Source organism: Mycobacterium shunyiense (genome assembly GCF_058270075.1).
In genome coordinates, this window is record NZ_JBZDPU010000004.1 from 1 (window position 1) to 17342 (window position 17342).

General features: G+C 67.3%; 15 protein-coding genes, 1 tRNA gene and 2 pseudogenes. 12 read left to right on the forward strand and 6 right to left on the reverse strand.

What is annotated here, in order from left to right:
• Positions 1 to 113: 113 nt before the first annotated feature.
• Positions 114 to 334, forward strand: a pseudogene (locus AC4ELH_RS02095) (site-specific integrase); the annotation flags it as partial.
• Between the two features lie 10 nt (positions 335 to 344).
• On the opposite strand, the gene AC4ELH_RS02100 reads toward AC4ELH_RS02095, so the two are convergent.
• Positions 345 to 418 (reverse strand) — tRNA-Gly (locus tag AC4ELH_RS02100).
• Here AC4ELH_RS02100 and AC4ELH_RS02105 point away from each other — a divergent pair.
• The 9 genes from AC4ELH_RS02105 to AC4ELH_RS02145 all read left to right on the forward strand — a co-directional run bounded on the left by AC4ELH_RS02105 (position 404) and on the right by AC4ELH_RS02145 (position 9915).
• A complete protein-coding gene (locus AC4ELH_RS02105) occupies positions 404 to 613 on the forward strand; it encodes a hypothetical protein (RefSeq protein ID WP_131811542.1) in 210 nt (69 codons plus the stop codon). The two genes, AC4ELH_RS02100 and AC4ELH_RS02105, sit on opposite strands and share 15 nt — an antisense overlap.
• Positions 614 to 779: 166 nt before the next feature.
• Positions 780 to 1769, forward strand: coding sequence for a DUF7159 family protein (locus AC4ELH_RS02110; RefSeq protein WP_498883131.1), 990 nt, complete (start codon positions 780 to 782; stop codon positions 1767 to 1769).
• Between the two features lie 16 nt (positions 1770 to 1785).
• Complete coding sequence (gene dcd / locus AC4ELH_RS02115) at positions 1786 to 2355, forward strand: dCTP deaminase (protein WP_064877797.1); 570 nt, start codon at positions 1786 to 1788, stop codon at positions 2353 to 2355.
• A gap of 355 nt (positions 2356 to 2710) precedes the next feature.
• Positions 2711 to 4054 (forward strand): ammonium transporter, encoded by a 1344-nt coding sequence (locus tag AC4ELH_RS02120; RefSeq protein ID WP_498883132.1) that lies wholly within the window; start codon positions 2711 to 2713, stop codon positions 4052 to 4054.
• Between the two features lie 219 nt (positions 4055 to 4273).
• Positions 4274 to 5923 carry a DUF7159 family protein gene (locus AC4ELH_RS02125; RefSeq protein WP_498883133.1) on the forward strand — a complete coding sequence of 550 codons (1650 nt, stop codon included), beginning with the start codon at positions 4274 to 4276 and terminating at the stop codon, positions 5921 to 5923.
• Positions 5924 to 6087: 164 nt separating this feature from the next.
• A complete protein-coding gene (locus AC4ELH_RS02130; protein WP_448448408.1) occupies positions 6088 to 7419 on the forward strand; it encodes a UDP-glucose dehydrogenase family protein in 1332 nt (443 codons plus the stop codon).
• Positions 7420 to 7457: 38 nt separating this feature from the next.
• Positions 7458 to 8774, forward strand: coding sequence for a cytochrome P450 (locus AC4ELH_RS02135; protein WP_064877805.1), 1317 nt, complete (start codon positions 7458 to 7460; stop codon positions 8772 to 8774).
• 1 nt (position 8775) lies between these two features.
• A complete protein-coding gene (locus tag AC4ELH_RS02140) occupies positions 8776 to 9528 on the forward strand; it encodes a maleylpyruvate isomerase family mycothiol-dependent enzyme (protein ID WP_498883134.1) in 753 nt (250 codons plus the stop codon).
• 18 nt (positions 9529 to 9546) lie between these two features.
• Positions 9547 to 9915, forward strand: coding sequence for a nuclear transport factor 2 family protein (locus tag AC4ELH_RS02145; protein ID WP_055110724.1), 369 nt, complete (start codon positions 9547 to 9549; stop codon positions 9913 to 9915).
• Positions 9916 to 9927: 12 nt separating this feature from the next.
• Here AC4ELH_RS02145 and AC4ELH_RS02150 read toward each other — a convergent pair.
• The 4 genes and pseudogenes from AC4ELH_RS02150 to AC4ELH_RS02165 form a co-directional block, all read right to left on the reverse strand.
• Positions 9928 to 12027, reverse strand: a pseudogene (locus AC4ELH_RS02150) (xanthine dehydrogenase family protein molybdopterin-binding subunit); the annotation flags it as partial.
• Positions 12024 to 13019 carry an FAD binding domain-containing protein gene (locus tag AC4ELH_RS02155; protein WP_064960954.1) on the reverse strand — a complete coding sequence of 332 codons (996 nt, stop codon included), beginning with the start codon at positions 13017 to 13019 and terminating at the stop codon, positions 12024 to 12026. The gene AC4ELH_RS02155 and the pseudogene AC4ELH_RS02150, both read right to left, overlap by 4 nt.
• Positions 13016 to 13540 (reverse strand): 2Fe-2S iron-sulfur cluster-binding protein, encoded by a 525-nt coding sequence (locus AC4ELH_RS02160; protein WP_064877813.1) that lies wholly within the window; start codon positions 13538 to 13540, stop codon positions 13016 to 13018. The genes AC4ELH_RS02155 and AC4ELH_RS02160 overlap by 4 nt, the downstream gene beginning before the upstream one ends.
• Before the next feature lie 42 nt (positions 13541 to 13582).
• Entirely contained in the window at positions 13583 to 14812 is a 1230-nt protein-coding gene (locus AC4ELH_RS02165; RefSeq protein ID WP_135361921.1) for a YibE/F family protein, read from the reverse strand.
• A gap of 80 nt (positions 14813 to 14892) precedes the next feature.
• Here AC4ELH_RS02165 and AC4ELH_RS02170 point away from each other — a divergent pair, with 80 nt between their 5' ends.
• Positions 14893 to 15456 carry a hypothetical protein gene (locus AC4ELH_RS02170; protein ID WP_498883135.1) on the forward strand — a complete coding sequence of 188 codons (564 nt, stop codon included), beginning with the start codon at positions 14893 to 14895 and terminating at the stop codon, positions 15454 to 15456.
• 6 nt (positions 15457 to 15462) lie between these two features.
• On the opposite strand, the gene AC4ELH_RS02175 is transcribed toward AC4ELH_RS02170, so the two are convergent.
• A complete protein-coding gene (locus tag AC4ELH_RS02175) occupies positions 15463 to 16752 on the reverse strand; it encodes a pyridoxal phosphate-dependent aminotransferase (protein WP_064877819.1) in 1290 nt (429 codons plus the stop codon).
• Positions 16753 to 16989: 237 nt separating this feature from the next.
• Between AC4ELH_RS02175 and AC4ELH_RS02180 the strand changes: the two genes are divergently transcribed.
• A complete protein-coding gene (locus tag AC4ELH_RS02180; protein WP_064877821.1) occupies positions 16990 to 17235 on the forward strand; it encodes a hypothetical protein in 246 nt (81 codons plus the stop codon).
• Positions 17236 to 17342 lie beyond the last annotated feature (107 nt).

The following is a 17342-nucleotide window of genomic DNA, read 5'->3' on the forward strand; positions in this document are numbered from 1 at the left end:
CCTACAGTGGGCCACGACCCACCAACCCCAAGTCGCATAGCGACTGGACCACCAAACGGGTCCCCCTCACGATGATCGCGCGCCAGATTTGCCAGGTGAGCTGGAAATGCTTGTCGCAGCGGGAAGCGCTAGCCCCTCACGGACACCTCAAATGGGTGACACCGCACAGCTTCCGACGTACTACCGGAACTGTTGTCGGGGATGGGCTCGGCGTCGAGGCCGCGCGACTCAGCTCGGGCCCGCGCAGCTCGCGACCACCGAAGGACACTATGTGCCGCGGGTGATCACTGGTCCGCCGACTCGAGCTAGCTGGCTGATTACTATGCGTTGCTGACCTGCATGTATGGAGCCGATGACGGGAATCGAACCCGCGTATTCAGCTTGGGAAGCTGATGTTCTGCCATTGAACTACATCGGCATGGTGCTGACGAAGGATAGCAACCCGGCCGGCGATGTGGGTAAGGCGGGCGGACATCGTCTCGGCGAGTCTAAGAAATTGACGCCGGTTCATGCCGGGGTCAATAGCCGGCAACTGGCGAAGGTCGCCGGCGCGCTCGACGCGCGGCTGCGCAGTGCGGACCCGGAGCCTCGGACGGCGTGGCGAAACATATGACCCCAGAACATGATTGCTGTCCACGCCCGACCCTGAGAGTCAGGTAAAACCTCGGGCCATAGCTCTCAGGCGCCGCCTCTACCGTCGGTACCCGTGGGCTCCATCCGGCGCTGAATGGAGCGAACAGGTCCGCACGACGGGCCGAACCAAGCAAGGGGTTCTACCCATGGATGTTGTTATCGGTATTGCCATGACCTCGCGCGACGCCCGGCTTCTCCTGGTGGAGGGCGCTCAGGGCGACGGCGCGGTGATCGACCACGACTCGCTCGACACGGACACGCGCATCGGTGTCGAGCACCCTGGCTTTCACGAGTACGTCGTCAAGGCGGTGCTCGACACCTACGCAGACGCGCCCGCGAACGGATACACCGTCACCCGCGTCGCGCTGACCTGGACCGACGCCGTCGACGCTCACGCCAAACTGGTGCTCGACGCCCTCTCGGAGCAAGGCGTCGCGAATGTGGCAGTGGTCTCCACGACCGATGCGTTCGAAGCCGCTGCCGAATACACCGTCCAGGTCGCTGACTGCGACTCCATCGCCCTGTGCGTGGTGGAACCCGAGGAGACCATGCTGGCCGTGATCGGCGCCGAGCAAGAGGACGGCACACGCCGATTGCGTAGTCGCCGTCTGGACGAGGCTGACGAGGCAACCGCGGTGCTGTCGCTTCGCGGTGTCTGCGAGAGCTTCCCCGAGCCGATCGCCGAAGTTGCCATCGCGGGATCCGCCCCGGACGTGGAAAACCTTGTCGAGGAGCTTAATTCAGTGATGTCGCGGCCAGTCGTGCTCGGCGACGACGCGGCCCTGCTGCTGGCGCGCGGTGCGCTGTTCTCCAGCTCCGAGTTTCGCGACGAGGCTGCGCCGGCTCCCAAATACGACCCAGTGATGCGAACTCTGGCCACGATCCTGACGACGGCGATGCTCATCGTGGCGGGTTCGGTGTTCCTGGCGATCACCGTGCACGGAAACGACGACACTCCGCCGTCGCAGGCGTCGACCCCGGTCGAACAGACTGCGCCGCCCCCGCCGGCCGAGCCACCCATCCACACCGTCGTGCGCAAGGTGGTGCCGCTGGCGGGTCGGGCGGCTGAGAAATCGTTGACCGCGCCCTACGCCGACACCTCGGGGCCGCCGTTGACGGGGGTGGTCCGTCGCTAACCGATACGCTCGTCGGGTGCTGCTCTCCGATAGGGACATCCGGGCCGAGATCGCCGCGAAACGCCTGGCCATCGAGCCGTTCGACGATGCCCTGGTGCAGCCGTCGAGCGTCGATGTCCGCCTGGACAGCCTGTTCCGGGTGTTCAACAACACCCGATACACCCATATCGACCCGGCCAAACAGCAGGACGAGCTGACCACCCTGGTCGAACCCGCCGAGGACGAGCCGTTCGTGCTGCATCCGGGTGAGTTCGTGCTCGGCTCCACGCTCGAGGTGTGCACGCTGCCCGATGACCTGGCCGGACGCCTGGAGGGCAAGTCCTCGTTGGGCCGTCTCGGATTGTTGACGCACTCGACGGCCGGGTTCATCGACCCCGGTTTCTCCGGGCACATCACCCTCGAGCTGTCGAACGTCGCCAACCTGCCCATCACGCTGTGGCCCGGCATGAAGATCGGCCAGCTGTGCCTGCTGCGGCTCACCAGCCCGGCCGAGCACCCGTATGGCAGCGACAAGGTCGGCTCGAAATACCAGGGTCAGCGTGGTCCGACGCCGTCACGCTCGCATTTGAACTTCATCAAGTCGTAGGGCACCGCCTGCCTGCGCCGCCGAGTGGCCACTTATCTCGCGCCGACCAGTGATTCGCGTGCCATAACTGGCCACTGGGCGTGACTGGTGAGGCTCGTGCTCCCGACGCGTGCGCCGTTTTCTACGTGGGGGCTGTGGGCATGGCCCGTCAACAGCCCTGGTGTAGAAAACCGTGCCGAAGTTCAGCCGAAGCGGGCTCTGCTGAAGCGGGCTCTGCCGGGCCACGCCAAGCGCGCAACACATAACCCGGTGAACTTTCAGTAACCACACCGCAACACGAAACACGGCTGAAACACGCTTGCCGCGTGGCTGAAACGCGGGCCGGAGATTCTCGTCGAGACCAAAGGAGCTCGACGTGCCCGAAATCGATCCGGCTGCCACTGCCTGGCTGCTGGCCAGTACCGCGCTGGTCCTGTTGATGACCCCCGGCCTCGCCATCTTCTACGGCGGCATGGTCCGCACCACCGGTGTGCTCAACATGATCATGATGAGCTTCATCTCGATCCCGCTGGTCACCGTGGCCTGGCTGCTGGTCGGCTACACCCTGGCCTTCTCCGATGACGCGGGTGGCGGTCTGATCGGCGGCCTTCAGCACTTCGGCATGCTCGGCATCACGCCCGGCACCGCCCACGGCGCGGTACCCGAGCTGCTGTTCGCCACGTTCCAGCTGACCTTCGCGATCATCACTGCCGCCCTGGTCAGCGGGGCCATCGCGGACCGCGCGAAGTTCGCCGCCTGGATGCTGTTCGTCCCGGTGTGGGCGGTCGCGGTGTACGCCGTCGTCGCGCACTGGGTCTGGGGTCCCGGCGGCTGGCTGGCCGGCCTCGGCGTCCTCGACTACGCGGGCGGCCTCGTCGTCGAGATCGTCTCCGGCTCCTCGGCGCTGGCGCTGGCCCTGGTGCTCGGCCCCCGCATCGGCTTCAAACAGGACGCGATGCGCCCGCACAACCTGCCCTTCGTGCTGCTCGGCGTCGGCCTGCTGTGGTTCGGCTGGTTCGGCTTCAACGCGGGCTCGGCGCTGGCCGCCAACGGCACCGCCGCCGCGATCTTCCTCAACACCCTGGTCGCCGGCTGCCTGGGCATGCTCGGCTGGCTGACGGTCGAGCAGGTCCGCGACGGCAAGCCCACCACCTTCGGCGCGGCCTCCGGCGTGGTGGCCGGCCTGGTGGCGATCACCCCGTCGTGCGGCACCGTCAACACGCTCGGCGCGGTCGTGGTCGGCCTGGCCGCCGGTGTGGTGTGTTCCTTTGCAATCGGCCTGAAGTTCCGCTTCGGGTACGACGACTCGCTCGACGTGGTGGGCGTGCACTTCGTCGGCGGCGTGGTCGGCGTGCTGCTGATCGGATTCCTGGCCACCGAGGTGATGACCCAGGGCCCGCAGGGCCTCTTCTACGGCGGCGGGCTGACGCAGTTGGGTAAGCAGCTGCTCGCCGCGGTCGTCGTGGCCGCCTACGCCTTCACCATGTCCTACCTCTTGGCCAAGGCCATCGACCGGTTCATGGGCTTTCGGCTCAGTCCCGAGGATGAGACCACCGGCGTCGATTTCACCCAGCACGCCGAGTCCGCCTACGCCGAAGGTGTGCACGGGCATCTGCCTCAGCGCCGGCCCGGTTTGTTCGGTGGAACCCTGGGCCAGTTGGGCCAGCCCGGCGGCCTGACGCATCGCCCCGATCCGGCCGAGGAAGACAGCGCGGGATGAACCGGGCGGCGCTGTTTGTCGTAATGCCGAGTAGGGTCTAACTAACCGGCGCCGGCGCGCAGCATGCCGTCGCGGTCCGACCAGAATCTAGCGGCGCAGCTAATGCGGTCAGGTGTAACGATCGACCTGGATACGCCGAAAAAGGTTCTAGTTGTCGGTTCGTGCGGAATGTGTGCGCAATGGCGACAAGGCAGTGCAGCAAACACATTGGAGGGCTTGGTGGACATCGTATTGGGTGTGGCGATGGCACCTACGACGGTCCGCATGGTGCTGGTCGAGGGGGAGAAGGCCGACGGGGTCACAGTCGATCACGACGTCTTCGATGTCACCGCCGGTGATGATTCGGCAACCACCACTGCGTCCGATCAGGTGGTCTCGGCCATCCTCGGAACTCAGGAGAGCGCCACATCGGGCGGTCACCATCTGAAGGCGATCGGCGTCACCTGGACGGACCATTCGGACGCCGCGGCGCTGCGCGACACACTGTCCGCGCACGGCATCGACGACGTCATGCTGGTCTCCGAAAGTCACGCTGCCGCGGCACTGGCCCAGGCGGTCGGCCGCGCGGTCGGCTACGACACCACCGCGCTGCTGTTCATCGACCGTGACGCCGCGACCTTGTCGGTGGTGAAGACCGACGACGGCTCGGTGGTCAAGGTGCTGGCCCAGTCGTTGCACACCACCGACGCCATGGCCGTCCTCTCAGAGATGGCCGCGGCGGTCGAGGCGTCCGACTCCGCACCGCAGGGCATCTTCGTCCTGGGCTCAGGAGTGGACGTCGCCTCGGTGAAGGCGCACCTGGAGAACTTGGTGTCGCTGCCGGTCAGCGCCCCCGACGAGCCGGAGATGGCGCTGGCCCGCGGCGCCGCGCTGGCCTCGGCCAATGCGCCGGCATTCGAGGCGACCACGGTCGGGCTGGCCTATTCGCAGGACCCCGACGGCACCACCGCCGGCAGCGCCTACGCGCTGGCCGGTCTGGCCACCGAGATGGCCCCGCTGGGCGACGCGCCGGTCGACGGTGTGGAGCTCGTCGGTGACGAGATGCCGATGGAAGGCGAGCGCAAACCGTTCCTTCTCGTCGGGTCCGCGTTGACATCGGTGTTCGTGGTTGGCGTTGTGGCCCTGGTTATTTCGCTTGCAGTGAGCATCCGGCCGACGGTCGACCAACGGCCTTCTCCGGCTCAAGGTGCCGTGGCGCCCAGCGCTCCGGCCAAACTTCCGGCACCCGCTCCGCCGCCGGAAGCGGCGGTGCCCCCGCCACCGGCTCCGCCGCCGGAAGCGGCGGTGCCCCCGCCACCGGCTCCGCCGCCCGAGACCATCAAGGCCCCGATCCCGGTGGTCCAGGAAGCGCCGGCGCCCGCACCGCAGGCGCCGCCGCGCACGGTCTACGTCGAGCAGCCCGCGGCGGCCCCGCCGCCGGCACCCGAGGCGCCCGCTCCAGCCCCCGAAGCCCCGCCGCCGGCCCCGGAGCCTGTGGCGCCGCCGCCGGCCCCAATCTACAACCCGCCGGCGCCGTACATCCCGCCGCTGGTGGTACTGCCGCCTGCGCCGCGGCTGCCGAACATCTTCCGTCCTCCGTGGGACCCGCCGCAGCGTCAGCGGCCGTGGGATCCGCCGTCGCGCCACGAACCCCAGACCCCGCAGTGGCCGGGCTCGGGCTCGGATGACTGGAACCCTGGTCGGGGGTCCGGCGATTGGAACCCCGGCCGGAATTCGGGCGACTGGAATCCCGGCCGTTCGGGCGGCTCGGGTGACTGGAACCCGGGTAACTCGGGATCCGGCGATTGGAACCCAGGCCGGTCCGGTGGTTCGCGTAGTGGCGGTGACGGCGGAGGGCTGTGGCCCTTCCCGTCGTTCGGCGGCCACTGACGCCAATCGCGTCGAATGCAACGCCATGGTTGTCCGCAGCGCACGACCACGACCACGGCGTTGATCTCGTGGGTCTAGGCCTCCGCCTCAACCGTCACCTGACGTTGGCCTGCCGCTCAGTGTCACGTAGCGGCTAGCTCATCCTCGGCGCCTATCCAGGCAGTATGCGATGCACCGTATTCGGTACCGGCTATCTGGGCGCGACACATGCGGCGGGGATGGCCGAGCTGGGCCACGAAGTGATCGGGGTCGACATCGACCCGGGCAAGGTGGCCAAACTCGCCGCCGGGGACATCCCGTTCTACGAGCCCGGCCTGCGCAAGGTGCTCAACGACAACCTGAGTGCCGGACGGCTGCGGTTCACCACCGACTATGACGAGGCCGCCGACTTCGCCGATGTGCATTTCCTCGGCGTCGGCACCCCGCAGAAGAAGGGCGAATACAGCGCCGATCTGCGCCACGTGCACGCCGTCATCGACACCCTGGTGCCACGCCTGCGCCGCAACGCGGTGATCGTCGGCAAGTCGACCGTCCCGGTCGGCACGTCCGCCGACCTGGCCGACCGGGCCCGCGGACTCGCCCCGGCGGGCGTCGACGTCGAGGTGGCCTGGAACCCGGAGTTCCTCCGTGAGGGCTACGCCGTGCACGACACCCTGCACCCCGATCGCATTGTGGTTGGGGTGCAGCATGATTCACTGCGCGCCGAGGCCGCGGTGCGCGAACTCTACGCGCCGTTGATCGAGGACGGGGTGCCGTTCCTGGTCACCGATCTCCAGACCGCCGAGCTGGTCAAGGTGTCGGCCAACGCGTTCCTGGCCACCAAGATCTCCTTCATCAACGCGATCTCCGAAGTGTGCGAGGCCGCCGGTGCCGACGTGACACTGCTGGCCGACGCCCTGGGTTACGACCCACGCATCGGGCGGCGATTCCTCAACGCCGGCTTGGGTTTCGGTGGCGGCTGCCTGCCCAAGGACATCCGCGCCTTCATGGCCCGTGCCGGTGAATTGGGCGCCAACCACGCGCTGACCTTCCTGCGCGAGGTCGACAGCATCAACATGCGCCGTCGCACCGCCATGGTGGAGCTGACCACCCGGGCCTGCGGGGGATCACTGCTCGGCGCCAACATCGCAGTCCTCGGCGCGGCGTTCAAACCCGAGTCCGACGATGTGCGCGACTCGCCCGCCCTCAACGTCGCCGGCATGCTGCAGCTGAACGGGGCCGCGGTCAACGTGTACGACCCCAAGGCCATGGACAACTCGCAGCGGGTGTTCCCCACACTGAATTACTCCACTTCGGTCATCGAAGCCTGCGACCGGGCCGACGCGGTGCTGGTGCTCACCGAGTGGGCCGAGTTCGTCGACCTGGACCCGGCCGAGCTGGCCGACACGGTGCGGGTCAAAGTCGTTGTGGACGGCCGCAATTGCCTGGATGCGGAGCGGTGGCGGGCAGCCGGGTGGCGGGTGTACGCGCTGGGACGGCCCGTCGCCACTGTTTGACGCTTGTAGAACAAATTCCGCGGTCGTAGGCTCGGGCCATGCGGGAACGAATCCGGTGGATGGCCCTGCACGGGGTGGTTAGAGGCATTTCTGCGGTCGGCATACGTCGCGGGGATCCGCAGGCTCGGTTGATCGCCGACCCGGCGGTGCGGGCCGACCCGGCGCCCTTCGCCGACGAGATGCGCCGGCACGGGCCGCTTGTGCGCGGCCGCGCCCTCCTGATGACCTTCGACCACGACGTGGCCACCGACCTGCTGCGCTCCGACGACTTCCGGGTGTCGCGGCTCGGCGGCAACCTGCCGAAGCCGTTGCGCTGGGTGGCCGACAAAACCGACACCGGGATGCTGCATCCGCTGCTGCCGCCGTCGCTGCTCGCGACGGAGCCGCCCGATCACACCCGCTACCGCAAGCTGGTCTCCTCGGTGTTCACCACCCGCGCGGTGGCCCGGCTGCGGGAAGGTGTCCAGGAAACCGCGAACACCCTGCTGGACTCCATGGACGACGACGCCGGAGTGGTCAACATCGTCGACCGCTACTGCGCTCAACTGCCCGTCGCGGTGATCAGCGACATCCTGGGTGTCCCCGACGCCGATCGGCCCCAGGTCCTGCGCTTCGGTGAACTCGGCGCGCCGAGTCTCGACATCGGACTCAGCTGGCAGCAGTACCAACAGGTGAACTCCGGCATCCACGGATTCGAGACCTGGCTGACCGATCATCTGCGCCACCTGCGGCGTAACCCCGGTGACGACCTGCTCAGCCAGATCATCGCCGCCTCCGACGCCGGCGCGGCCGGAGAGCCGCTCAACGAGTCCGAACTGCGGGCGCTGGCCGGGCTGGTGCTGGCAGCCGGATTCGAGACGACGGTCAACCTGCTGGGCAACGGCATCCGCATGCTGCTCGACCATCCTGAGCATCTGCACACCTTGGCGGCCCGCCCCGAGCTATGGCCTAACACGGTGGAAGAGATCCTGCGGCTGGACTCACCGGTGCTGATGAGCGCGCGGGTTGCCCTGCGCGACACCGAGGTGGCCGGCACCGCCGTGCAGGCCGGCGAACTCGTCATCATTCACCTGGCCGGCGCCAACCGCGACCCGGCGGTGTTCACCGACCCGCACCGCTTCGACATCGAACGCGACAACGCCGGACGGCACCTGTCGTTCTCCGGCGGCCGTCACTTCTGCCTCGGCGCGGCCTTGGCCAGAGCTGAAGGCCAGGTGGGTCTGCAGACCTTCTTCGACCGCTTTCCCGACGCGCGGGCCGCCGGCGAAGGCAGTCGCCGCGATACCCGAATTCTGCGCGGCTGGTCGACTCTGCCGATCACACTCGGAAAGGCACACACAGCGGTAGGTTCGTGACGTGGACTTCCGAGCCGCTCTGCTCGACCAGACCCGGAGCTTCGGGGAGCTGATCGCCTCCAGCGATCCGGAGACGCCGGTGCCGACCTGCCCGGACTGGACGCTCAAACAACTGTTCCGCCATGTCGGGCGCGGAAACCGTTGGGCGGCACAGATTATCTCCGAGCGCCGGGTCTCACCGCTCGATCCGCGCGAGGTCCATGACGGGAAGCCGCCCGACGATCCCGACGCTGCCATCGAGTGGCTCAACGCGGGCGCGGCCCAGGTCCTCAAGTCGGTGGACCAGATCGGCACCGACGCCAGGATCTGGACGTTCCTGGGCCCCAAACCCGCGGGCTGGTGGGTGCGGCGACGCGTCCACGAGGCGGCGGTTCACCACGCTGACGCCGCGCTGGCCGTGGGAACCGAGTTCGTGCTGCCGGCCGACCTCGCGGCCGACGCGGTCAGTGAATGGCTGGAGATCGCCACCGCCATGGCGAAGAAACGGCATGGAGAGCCGCTCGCATTCGGCACCAGCATCCACCTGCACGCGACCGACGACGGTCTGGGGCCGACGGGGGAGTGGACGGTGGAGCACGACGAGGACGGGCTCGGGTGGGCCCACAGCCACGGCAAGGGCACCGTCGCGCTCAAGGGCCCGGCCCAGAAGCTGCTGATGGCGGTCACGCGGCGGGGCACGGCTGCCGATCTCGGGCTGGAAGTGTTCGGCGACACCGCAACCTGGGATGCGTGGCTCGACCGCACACCGTTCTGAGAGGCGTACGTTTCGTTCATGACCACATCCGAGATCGCCACGGTTCTGGCCTGGCACGACGCGCTGGACGAAGACGACATCGACACCCTGATCGCGCTGTCCAGCGATGACATCGAGGTGGGCGATGCCAACGGTGCCGCCCAAGGGCACGCCGCCCTACGTGAGTGGGCTGCAACCGGCGGGGACACCGTGACGCCGGGGCGGATGTTCGTGCACGACGGCGTGGTCGTCGTCGAAGAGACCATCATGGCGGCTGACGGGACCACCCGCACCGGTGCTGCGGCATTCCGGGTGGTGCACGATCACGTCACCTCGGCGTTCCGTCACGACACCCTGGCCGCCGCGCTGGCCGCCACCGAACTCACCGAAAAGGATCTCGTCGGCTGATTCGACGGCTCGCGGCAGCCCCGGCAACACCTTGTCGAGGGTCACCGGGAGCTCGCGGACCCGCACTCCGGTGGCATGGTGGACGGCGTTGACCACTGCGGCCGCGGCACCGACGATACCGATCTCGCCGGCGCCGCGGGAGCCCATCGGGTTCAGGTGCTCCTCGACCTCGTCGAGCCAGATCGCTTCGATACCAGTCACATCCGCGTGGGCGCTGAAGTGATAGGACGCGAGATCCTGCGTGACCACATGACCGAACCGGATGTCACGCACACTCTCCTCGTGCAAGGCCATGGACAGGCCCATGGTCATCCCGCCGATCAGCTGTGAGCGCAGGGTCCGTGCGTTGATCGCCCGACCCACCGAGAAAACGCCGAGCATGCGTGGGATCCGGATCTCTCCGGTGTCGGAATTGACGTGGGCCTCGACGAAGTGTGCTCCGAACGACTGCACGGTGTACTTGTCCGCGTCGGGGTTCTGCGGCGCCTCGGCCTCCGCTGTCACACCGATGTGCGGGTGGTCCCCGTGCTCGCGGCGAAACTGATTGGCCGCGGCGACGATTGCCGAACCCCACGACGTGATGCCCGACGAGCCGCCCGCCACCGAGGCCTGCGGTAGGTCGGAGTCACCGATCTGCAGATCGATTGCCTCGACGCCGCAACCGAGCGCGTCTGCGGCGATCTGGGCCAGAGCGGTCCATGTGCCGGTACCGATGTCGGCAGCACCGATCTGGACCGTATAGCGGCCTTGTCCGGTGTGGGTGACGCGGGCGGTGTTGCCTTCCATCGCCATCCCCGGGTACGTCGCTGCCGCCACGCCGGTTCCGATGAACCAATGGCCGGCCAGGCGTTTGGCGGGGCGGGGATCCCGCGGAGCCCAGTCGAACCGCTCGGCACCGAGCCTCAGGCACTCGACGAGGTGACGGCCCGACCACGGCTTGCCGGATTCGGGATCGACGTCGGGTTCGTTGCGTAAGCGCAGCTCGATCGGGTCCAGATGACAGGCGACCGCGAGCTCGTCCATCGCCACCTCCGCGGCGAACGTGCCAGGGCACTCACCTGGTGCCCGCATCCAGAACGGGACGGCAACGTCGAGTGCGGCCAGGCGGTGCGTCGTGCGCCGGTTGGGGCTGGCGTACATCTTGCGGGAGGTGACGGCGGTCTGTTCAGCGAACTCTTTGACGGTCGAGGTCTGTTCGATCACGTCGTGCACCAGTGCGGTCAGCCGGCCGCTCTTGTCCGCGCCGAGCCGCAGCCGTTGGATGGTCGGGGTGCGGTAGCCGACGAGGGCGAACATCTGCTGTCGGGTGAGCGCCAGTTTCACCGGGCGACCCCCGGACCGTTGGGCGGCCAACAGGGCCAGGACGTCGTGGGCATGGGGCGCGCCTTTCGACCCGAATCCGCCACCCACATGTGGTGCCACGACGCGCAGTTGCTCGGGCTCCAGGTCGAGCATCGGTGCCAGGGTCTTGCGCACAACGTGCACGCCTTGGGTCGAGTCGTACAGCGTCACCGCCGGGCGGCCGTCGCGCATCGCCCACTGCGCGACACATGCGTGGGGTTCCATCGGGTTGTTGTGCTCTATCGGAGTCCGGTACGTCGCGTCGACCGTCACCTCGGCCGCCGCCAGTGCCGCCTCGACGTCGCCTTCGTCGGTGTCGGCGGGAAATGACGGATTGACCGACTCGGGGGTGTACAGGCCCGGATGATGCGCGGTCAGTTCTGCGTCATGCGGTTCTCGCCGATACTCGACCCGCACCAGAGCGGCTGCCTCCCGGGCGATCTCAGCGGTCTCGGCGACCACCCCGCCGATGATCTGTCCGCGAAAATGCACCCGGTCGTCCTGCAGGATGGCCAGTTCACCGTCCGAGGAATCTGCCAGTGTCGGGGCGTCGAACACGGTCAGCACGTCGAGGACCCCCTCCATGGCGAGGGCTGCGGTGACGTCCATGGCGGTCACCCGGCCACGTGCGATGGTGGCTTGGATCGGATGTAGATACGCCGGATGCTCGACCTGCTGCTCGAACGCGTAGCGGGCGGTACCGGTGACCTTGGCTCGGCCGTCGGCGCGGGCCAATGGCTTTCCGATTGCGTGTGGTTCGACGAGAGTCACGGCCGCCTCCGTTCTGTGAGCATGCGCAACTGCGCCATCATCGTGCGGCGGGCCAGGTCCACCTTGAACTCGTTGCCCGGCAGAGGTACCGCCTGCTTGAGTTCGGCGTCGGCCGCAGCGGCGAACGTCTCCGCAGAGGGCTGATCGCCGGTCAGAACCTGCTCGGCTCGCCGCGCCCGCCATGGTTTGTGCGCCACCCCGCCCAATGCGACTCGCGCCGAACCGATCTGGAACGTCGACGTGAAGGTCAGCTCCGCAGCGACCGACACCAACGCGAAGGCGTAGGACGCGCGGTCGCGGACCTTGCGGTAATCCGACACCGCCCCGCTCGGTGGCGCGGGCAACTCAACCGCGGTGATCAGCTCGCCGTGCCGCAGCACCGTGTCACGGTCCGGTTCGTCGCCGGGCAGCCGGTAGAACTCGTCGAGCGGGATCCGACGCTCGCCATCTCGGGTCTGCACCACCACCTGGGCATCGAGGGCACACATCGCCACTGCCATGTCCGAAGGGTGCACGGCCACGCAGTGCGGGGATGCTCCGAGGATGGCGTGGTAGCGCACGTAGCCGTCGAGCGCCGAGCAACCGGTGCCCGGAGATCGTTTGTTGCATGGCGTGGTGACATCTTGGAAGTACACGCACCTGGTTCGCTGCAGCAGGTTGCCGGCCGTGGTGGCGACGTTGCGTAACTGTCCGGACGCACCGGACAGCAAGGCCCGGGCCAGCATCGGATAGCGCGCGCGGATCACCGGGTCGGCCGCGAGATCGCTGTTGCGGACATTTGCGCCGATGCGAACGCCACCGTCTGTGGTGTGAACGGTCTCGGTCAGATCCAGCCGGCTGACGTCGACCAGGAGATCAGGTTGCGCGACACCGAGTTTCATGTGATCGACCAGATTGGTGCCTCCAGCGAGAAACGCGCCGTGCGGGTGGTCGGCCAGCACAGCCACCGCATCGGCGGGACTCGTCGCACGGTGGTAGTCGAACGGCTTCATCGAGTCGCCGCCCGCCCGATCGCCGCGACGATGTTCGGATACGCGGCGCACCGGCAAAGGTTGCCGCTCATCCGTTCCCGGATCTCATCGTCGGTGAGCACCGGGCTGAGTTCGACATCGTCGGTGACGAAGCTGGGGGCTCCGGACTTGGCCTCGTCCAACATGCCGACCGCAGAACAGATCTGGCCGGGTGTGCAGTAGCCGCACTGGAAGGCGTCCTCCTCGTAGAAGGACTGCGCCACCGGGTGCAGTTGACCGTTCTGCTCGAGGCCGGCGGCTGTGGTGATCTGTGCCCCGTCGGCGGCAACGGCGAACGTCAGGCAAGTCGTGACGCGGCGTCCGTCGAGCAGCACCGTGCACGATCCGCACTGGCCGTGATCGCAACCCTTCTTGGGTGCCGTGACGCCCAGCCGTTCACGCAGCGCGTCCAGCAGTGTCATGCGGTTGTCGACCGTCAGATCACGACGGGTCCCGTCGACCTCGAGGGACAACTCGCTGTGATGACGATCGGGCTGGCTCACCGTCGCCGGGTACCCCGGCTGATGGTGGCCAAACGTGACGGCTCAGTGCCTGCTGGTCTGCGGAGTGGCCAGCACCGCGGCAATCCCCGTCGTCAACGGAACCGACAGCGCCAGGGCGATGCCACCCACCGCGGAGCGAGCGATCTCGATCGCCACACTCTCACCCGTCAGTACGTCGCCCAGCGACCGGTTGGCCACGCTGAACAACAGCAGCAGTGGCAGGGCGCTGCCGGCATAGGCCAGCACCAGCGTGTAGACCGTGCTGGCGATGTGGTCGCTGCCCACCCGCATGGCGCCCACGAAGATCGAGCGCCGGCTGCCACCGTGCTCGGCGAGCTCGAACACCGCCGAGGCCTGGGTGATGGTCACGTCGTTGAGCACACCCAGTGAGCCGATGATGAACCCGGCCAGTAGCAGTCCGGTGATGGACACGTTGCCCATATACGCCGCGACCTCGTTGTTCTGGTCCTCGGACAGTCCCGTCAGATGGGCCAATTCGATTGCCGCCCAGGACAGTATCGCCGCCAGCAACAGCGAGGTCAGAGTGCCCAGCAGGGCCGCGCTGGTGCGCAGGCTGACACCGTGGGCCAGATAGATCACCGCGTAGAGGATGGCCGCCGACGCCACCAGAGCCACTGGGATCGCCGGGGCACCGTCGCGCAGGGCAGGCAGCAGGAAGATCATCAGTACCGCGAACGCCACGACGATGCCGACAATGGCCCGCAGCCCGCGCCAGCGCGCCACCGCAACGATCACCACAGCGAACGCCACGGCCAGAGCGATGAGCGGCCAGGTGCGCTCGAAATCGAAGAACGCATAGGTCGTCGTGCCGGCCTCGTCGACCTGCCGGCTCACCCGAATACTGTCTCCGGCAGCAAGATTCGGCTGGCCGGGGCCGGTGGTGAATTCGAGTAGCGTCTTGGCGCCCTTGTTCGGCCCGGAATCGATGGCAACCAGGTTCTGCACGCAGGTACCGCCGCCGGGTTCGGCGGGCCTCGGTGCCGACGTCAACACGCCTCCGGCCGACGGGCTGCCGCAATCGGCCAGAGTGCTGGACGTGACGTGCCCGGCCTCGGTGGTGACGGCACCGCCCGCAGCGTTCTGGAAGGGCAGCGGAATGTCGACCTTCTGGTGGCTGGGCCACAGCACCGCGGCGCCGATGAGCATCGCGAGACCGATGGCAACCAACAGGCCGACGACGATGCGGGCGGCCAGCGGGCCCAAGGGCGACGGACCGGCCAGAGAATGGGAGTGGGAATGCGTATGCGCCACCCGGACAGCGTAGAGGGGGTGGCTGTCGGGTTCCTGGCGTCCGCACCGGGCACTGCACGTCAGGCGGCGATACTGAGCGGGTGGGTAGGTGGTGGGTCTGGCTGCTGTGGGGTGGCCTGGCGTGCTGGTTGGTCGGGTTCTGGTGGCACTGGTCGAGAACATCGTGGTGGATCTTCGACATCCTGATGAACCCGCTCATGGGGGCGCTGTACTTGCTCGGCTTGGCCGCGGTGGTGGCCGCGGCGATAGGAGGCCGCCGTTGGGTGGTTCTCGCGACGGCGGCGCCGGTACTCGTCGTCGTCACCATAGTGGTGAACTCGACGTGGAAGGTGGCACCCCGAACGTGGTTCGCGATGCACCGGCCGTTGTTCGAGCGGGCACTGCAAACCGACCCCGGCAAGGAGTACTACGGGAACCAATTGCCTTGGACGCTGAGGTTTCTCGTAGCGGAGGGAAGAGCATCGGTCCGGGACGGAAGCCGCTTCTTCCCGCAGTGGATCGGCATTCCCGACGATGCCGGCGGCTACTTGTACGACCCCGTCGAGTCTCCCGAAGGGGCCGACATGTACGGCTTCATCTGCGCCGATCCGGTCGATCTCGGTGACGGCTGGTGGATGTGCGGGCTACGTGACAACGGGTGGTAGCAGGCCTTACTGGCGGTAGCCGGCCAGGAAGTTACCGAGACGCTCGATGGCCTGGGCCAGGTCACGCGACCACGGCAGGGTGACGATGCGTAGGTGATCCGGTGTGGGCCAGTTGAATCCCGTGCCCTGGGTCAACAGGATCTTCTCCTGCAGCAACAGGTCGAGCACCAGCTGCTCGTCGTCGTGGATGTCGTGCACCTCGGGGTCCAGGCGCGGGAACGCGTACAGCGCGCCCGACGGTTTCACGCAGGAAACTCCCGGGATTTCGTTGAGCTTGGTCCACGCGGTGTCACGTTGCTCGAGCAGCCGGCCGCCCGGCAACACCAGGTCGTCGATGCTCTGGTGGCCGCCGAGCGCCACCTGGATCGCATGCTGGGCAGGCACATTCGGGCACAGCCGCATGTTGGACAGCAGGCTGATGCCCTCGATGAAGCTGGTCGCATGCTCCTTGGGGCCGGTGATGACCAGCCAGCCGGAGCGGTAACCCGCCACCCGGTAGGCCTTGGACAGCCCGTTGAACGTCAGGGTCAGCAGGTCGGGCGCCAGCGTTGCCAGCGAGATGTGCTTGGCGTCGTCGTAGAGGATCTTGTCGTAGATCTCGTCGGCCAACAGCAGGAGCTGGTGCTTGCGGGCCAGCTCCACCATCTGTTCCAGGGTTTCGCGGCTGTACACCGCGCCTGTGGGGTTGTTCGGGTTGATCACGACGAGCGCCTTGGTGCGCTCGGTGATCTTGGATTCGATATCGGCGACGTCGGGATTCCAGCCCTGGGTCTCGTCACACATGTAATGCACCGGGGTGCCGCCCGCGAGCGCGGTCGAGGCCGTCCACAGCGGGTAGTCCGGTGCGGGGATGAGCACCTGGTCGCCGTTGTCCAGCAGCGCCTGCAGGGTCATGGTGATGAGCTCGGAGACGCCGTTTCCCAGATAAACGTCTTCGATGTCGAACTTGGGAAAGCCCTCGACCAGCTCGTATCGGGTGAACACCGCCCGGCGTGCGCTGGCGATGCCCTTCGAGTCGGAATAGCCCTGCGCGTTCGGCAGCGCCTGGATCATGTCGCGCATGATCACGTCGGGCGCTTCGAAGCCGAACGGCGCGGGGTTGCCGATGTTCAGCTTGAGGATGCGGTGCCCTTCAGCTTCCAGCCGTGAGGCGTGCTCGTGTACCGGTCCACGGATCTCGTACAGGACGTCCTGCAGCTTCGTGGACTGGGCGAACGTACGCGGCTTCGGGTGCTGACCGGTCTGCCACGGCAACTGATGGGTAGTCACGTTCACCATGGTCTCATCACCGTCCACTGAATTTGGAATTTGCCCATGTGGTAGGTGGCCACCGCCACAATGCGCTGATTTGCCGAGACGCGCCATCCGTGCCCGTTCCTGGCAGTCATATGCAAGCCGCCTGTGTGTTCGCTTCGGTGGCCGCGCACTGTCCCAGAACCTGCGCAACTATGGCTGGAACGCAAAAGGCCGACTATCTACCCAGGTCAGATGGTGTTTTCATCGGCAACAAGTTCAACCAGATTGGCAATCCAGATGGCACGAATTACCAGCATCCTCCGAGTCAACACCTTGGCTGCGGTCCTCGGCGGCAGCGCCGTGGTCACAATGGGCGTCATCGCCGCCACCATGAGTGGAACACCGGAGGGCCCGGCCACCGTCGTCTCCGGCGGATCGATGACCCTCGGTGAGACCACGACCGTCACCTACACCGGCACGATCGCGCCGGCTGTGGCGGCGCCGGCGGTAAAGGCGCCACCCTATGGCGGTAGCGGCGGCTGATCGGCGCAGGCCTCCGCTGGATAGTCCGGTGTGGCGCACTGTGACGAGTGTGCAGGTTATCGCTCCGGCAGGTGTCGGACGGCGCAATAAGCTGCACACTCGTCACA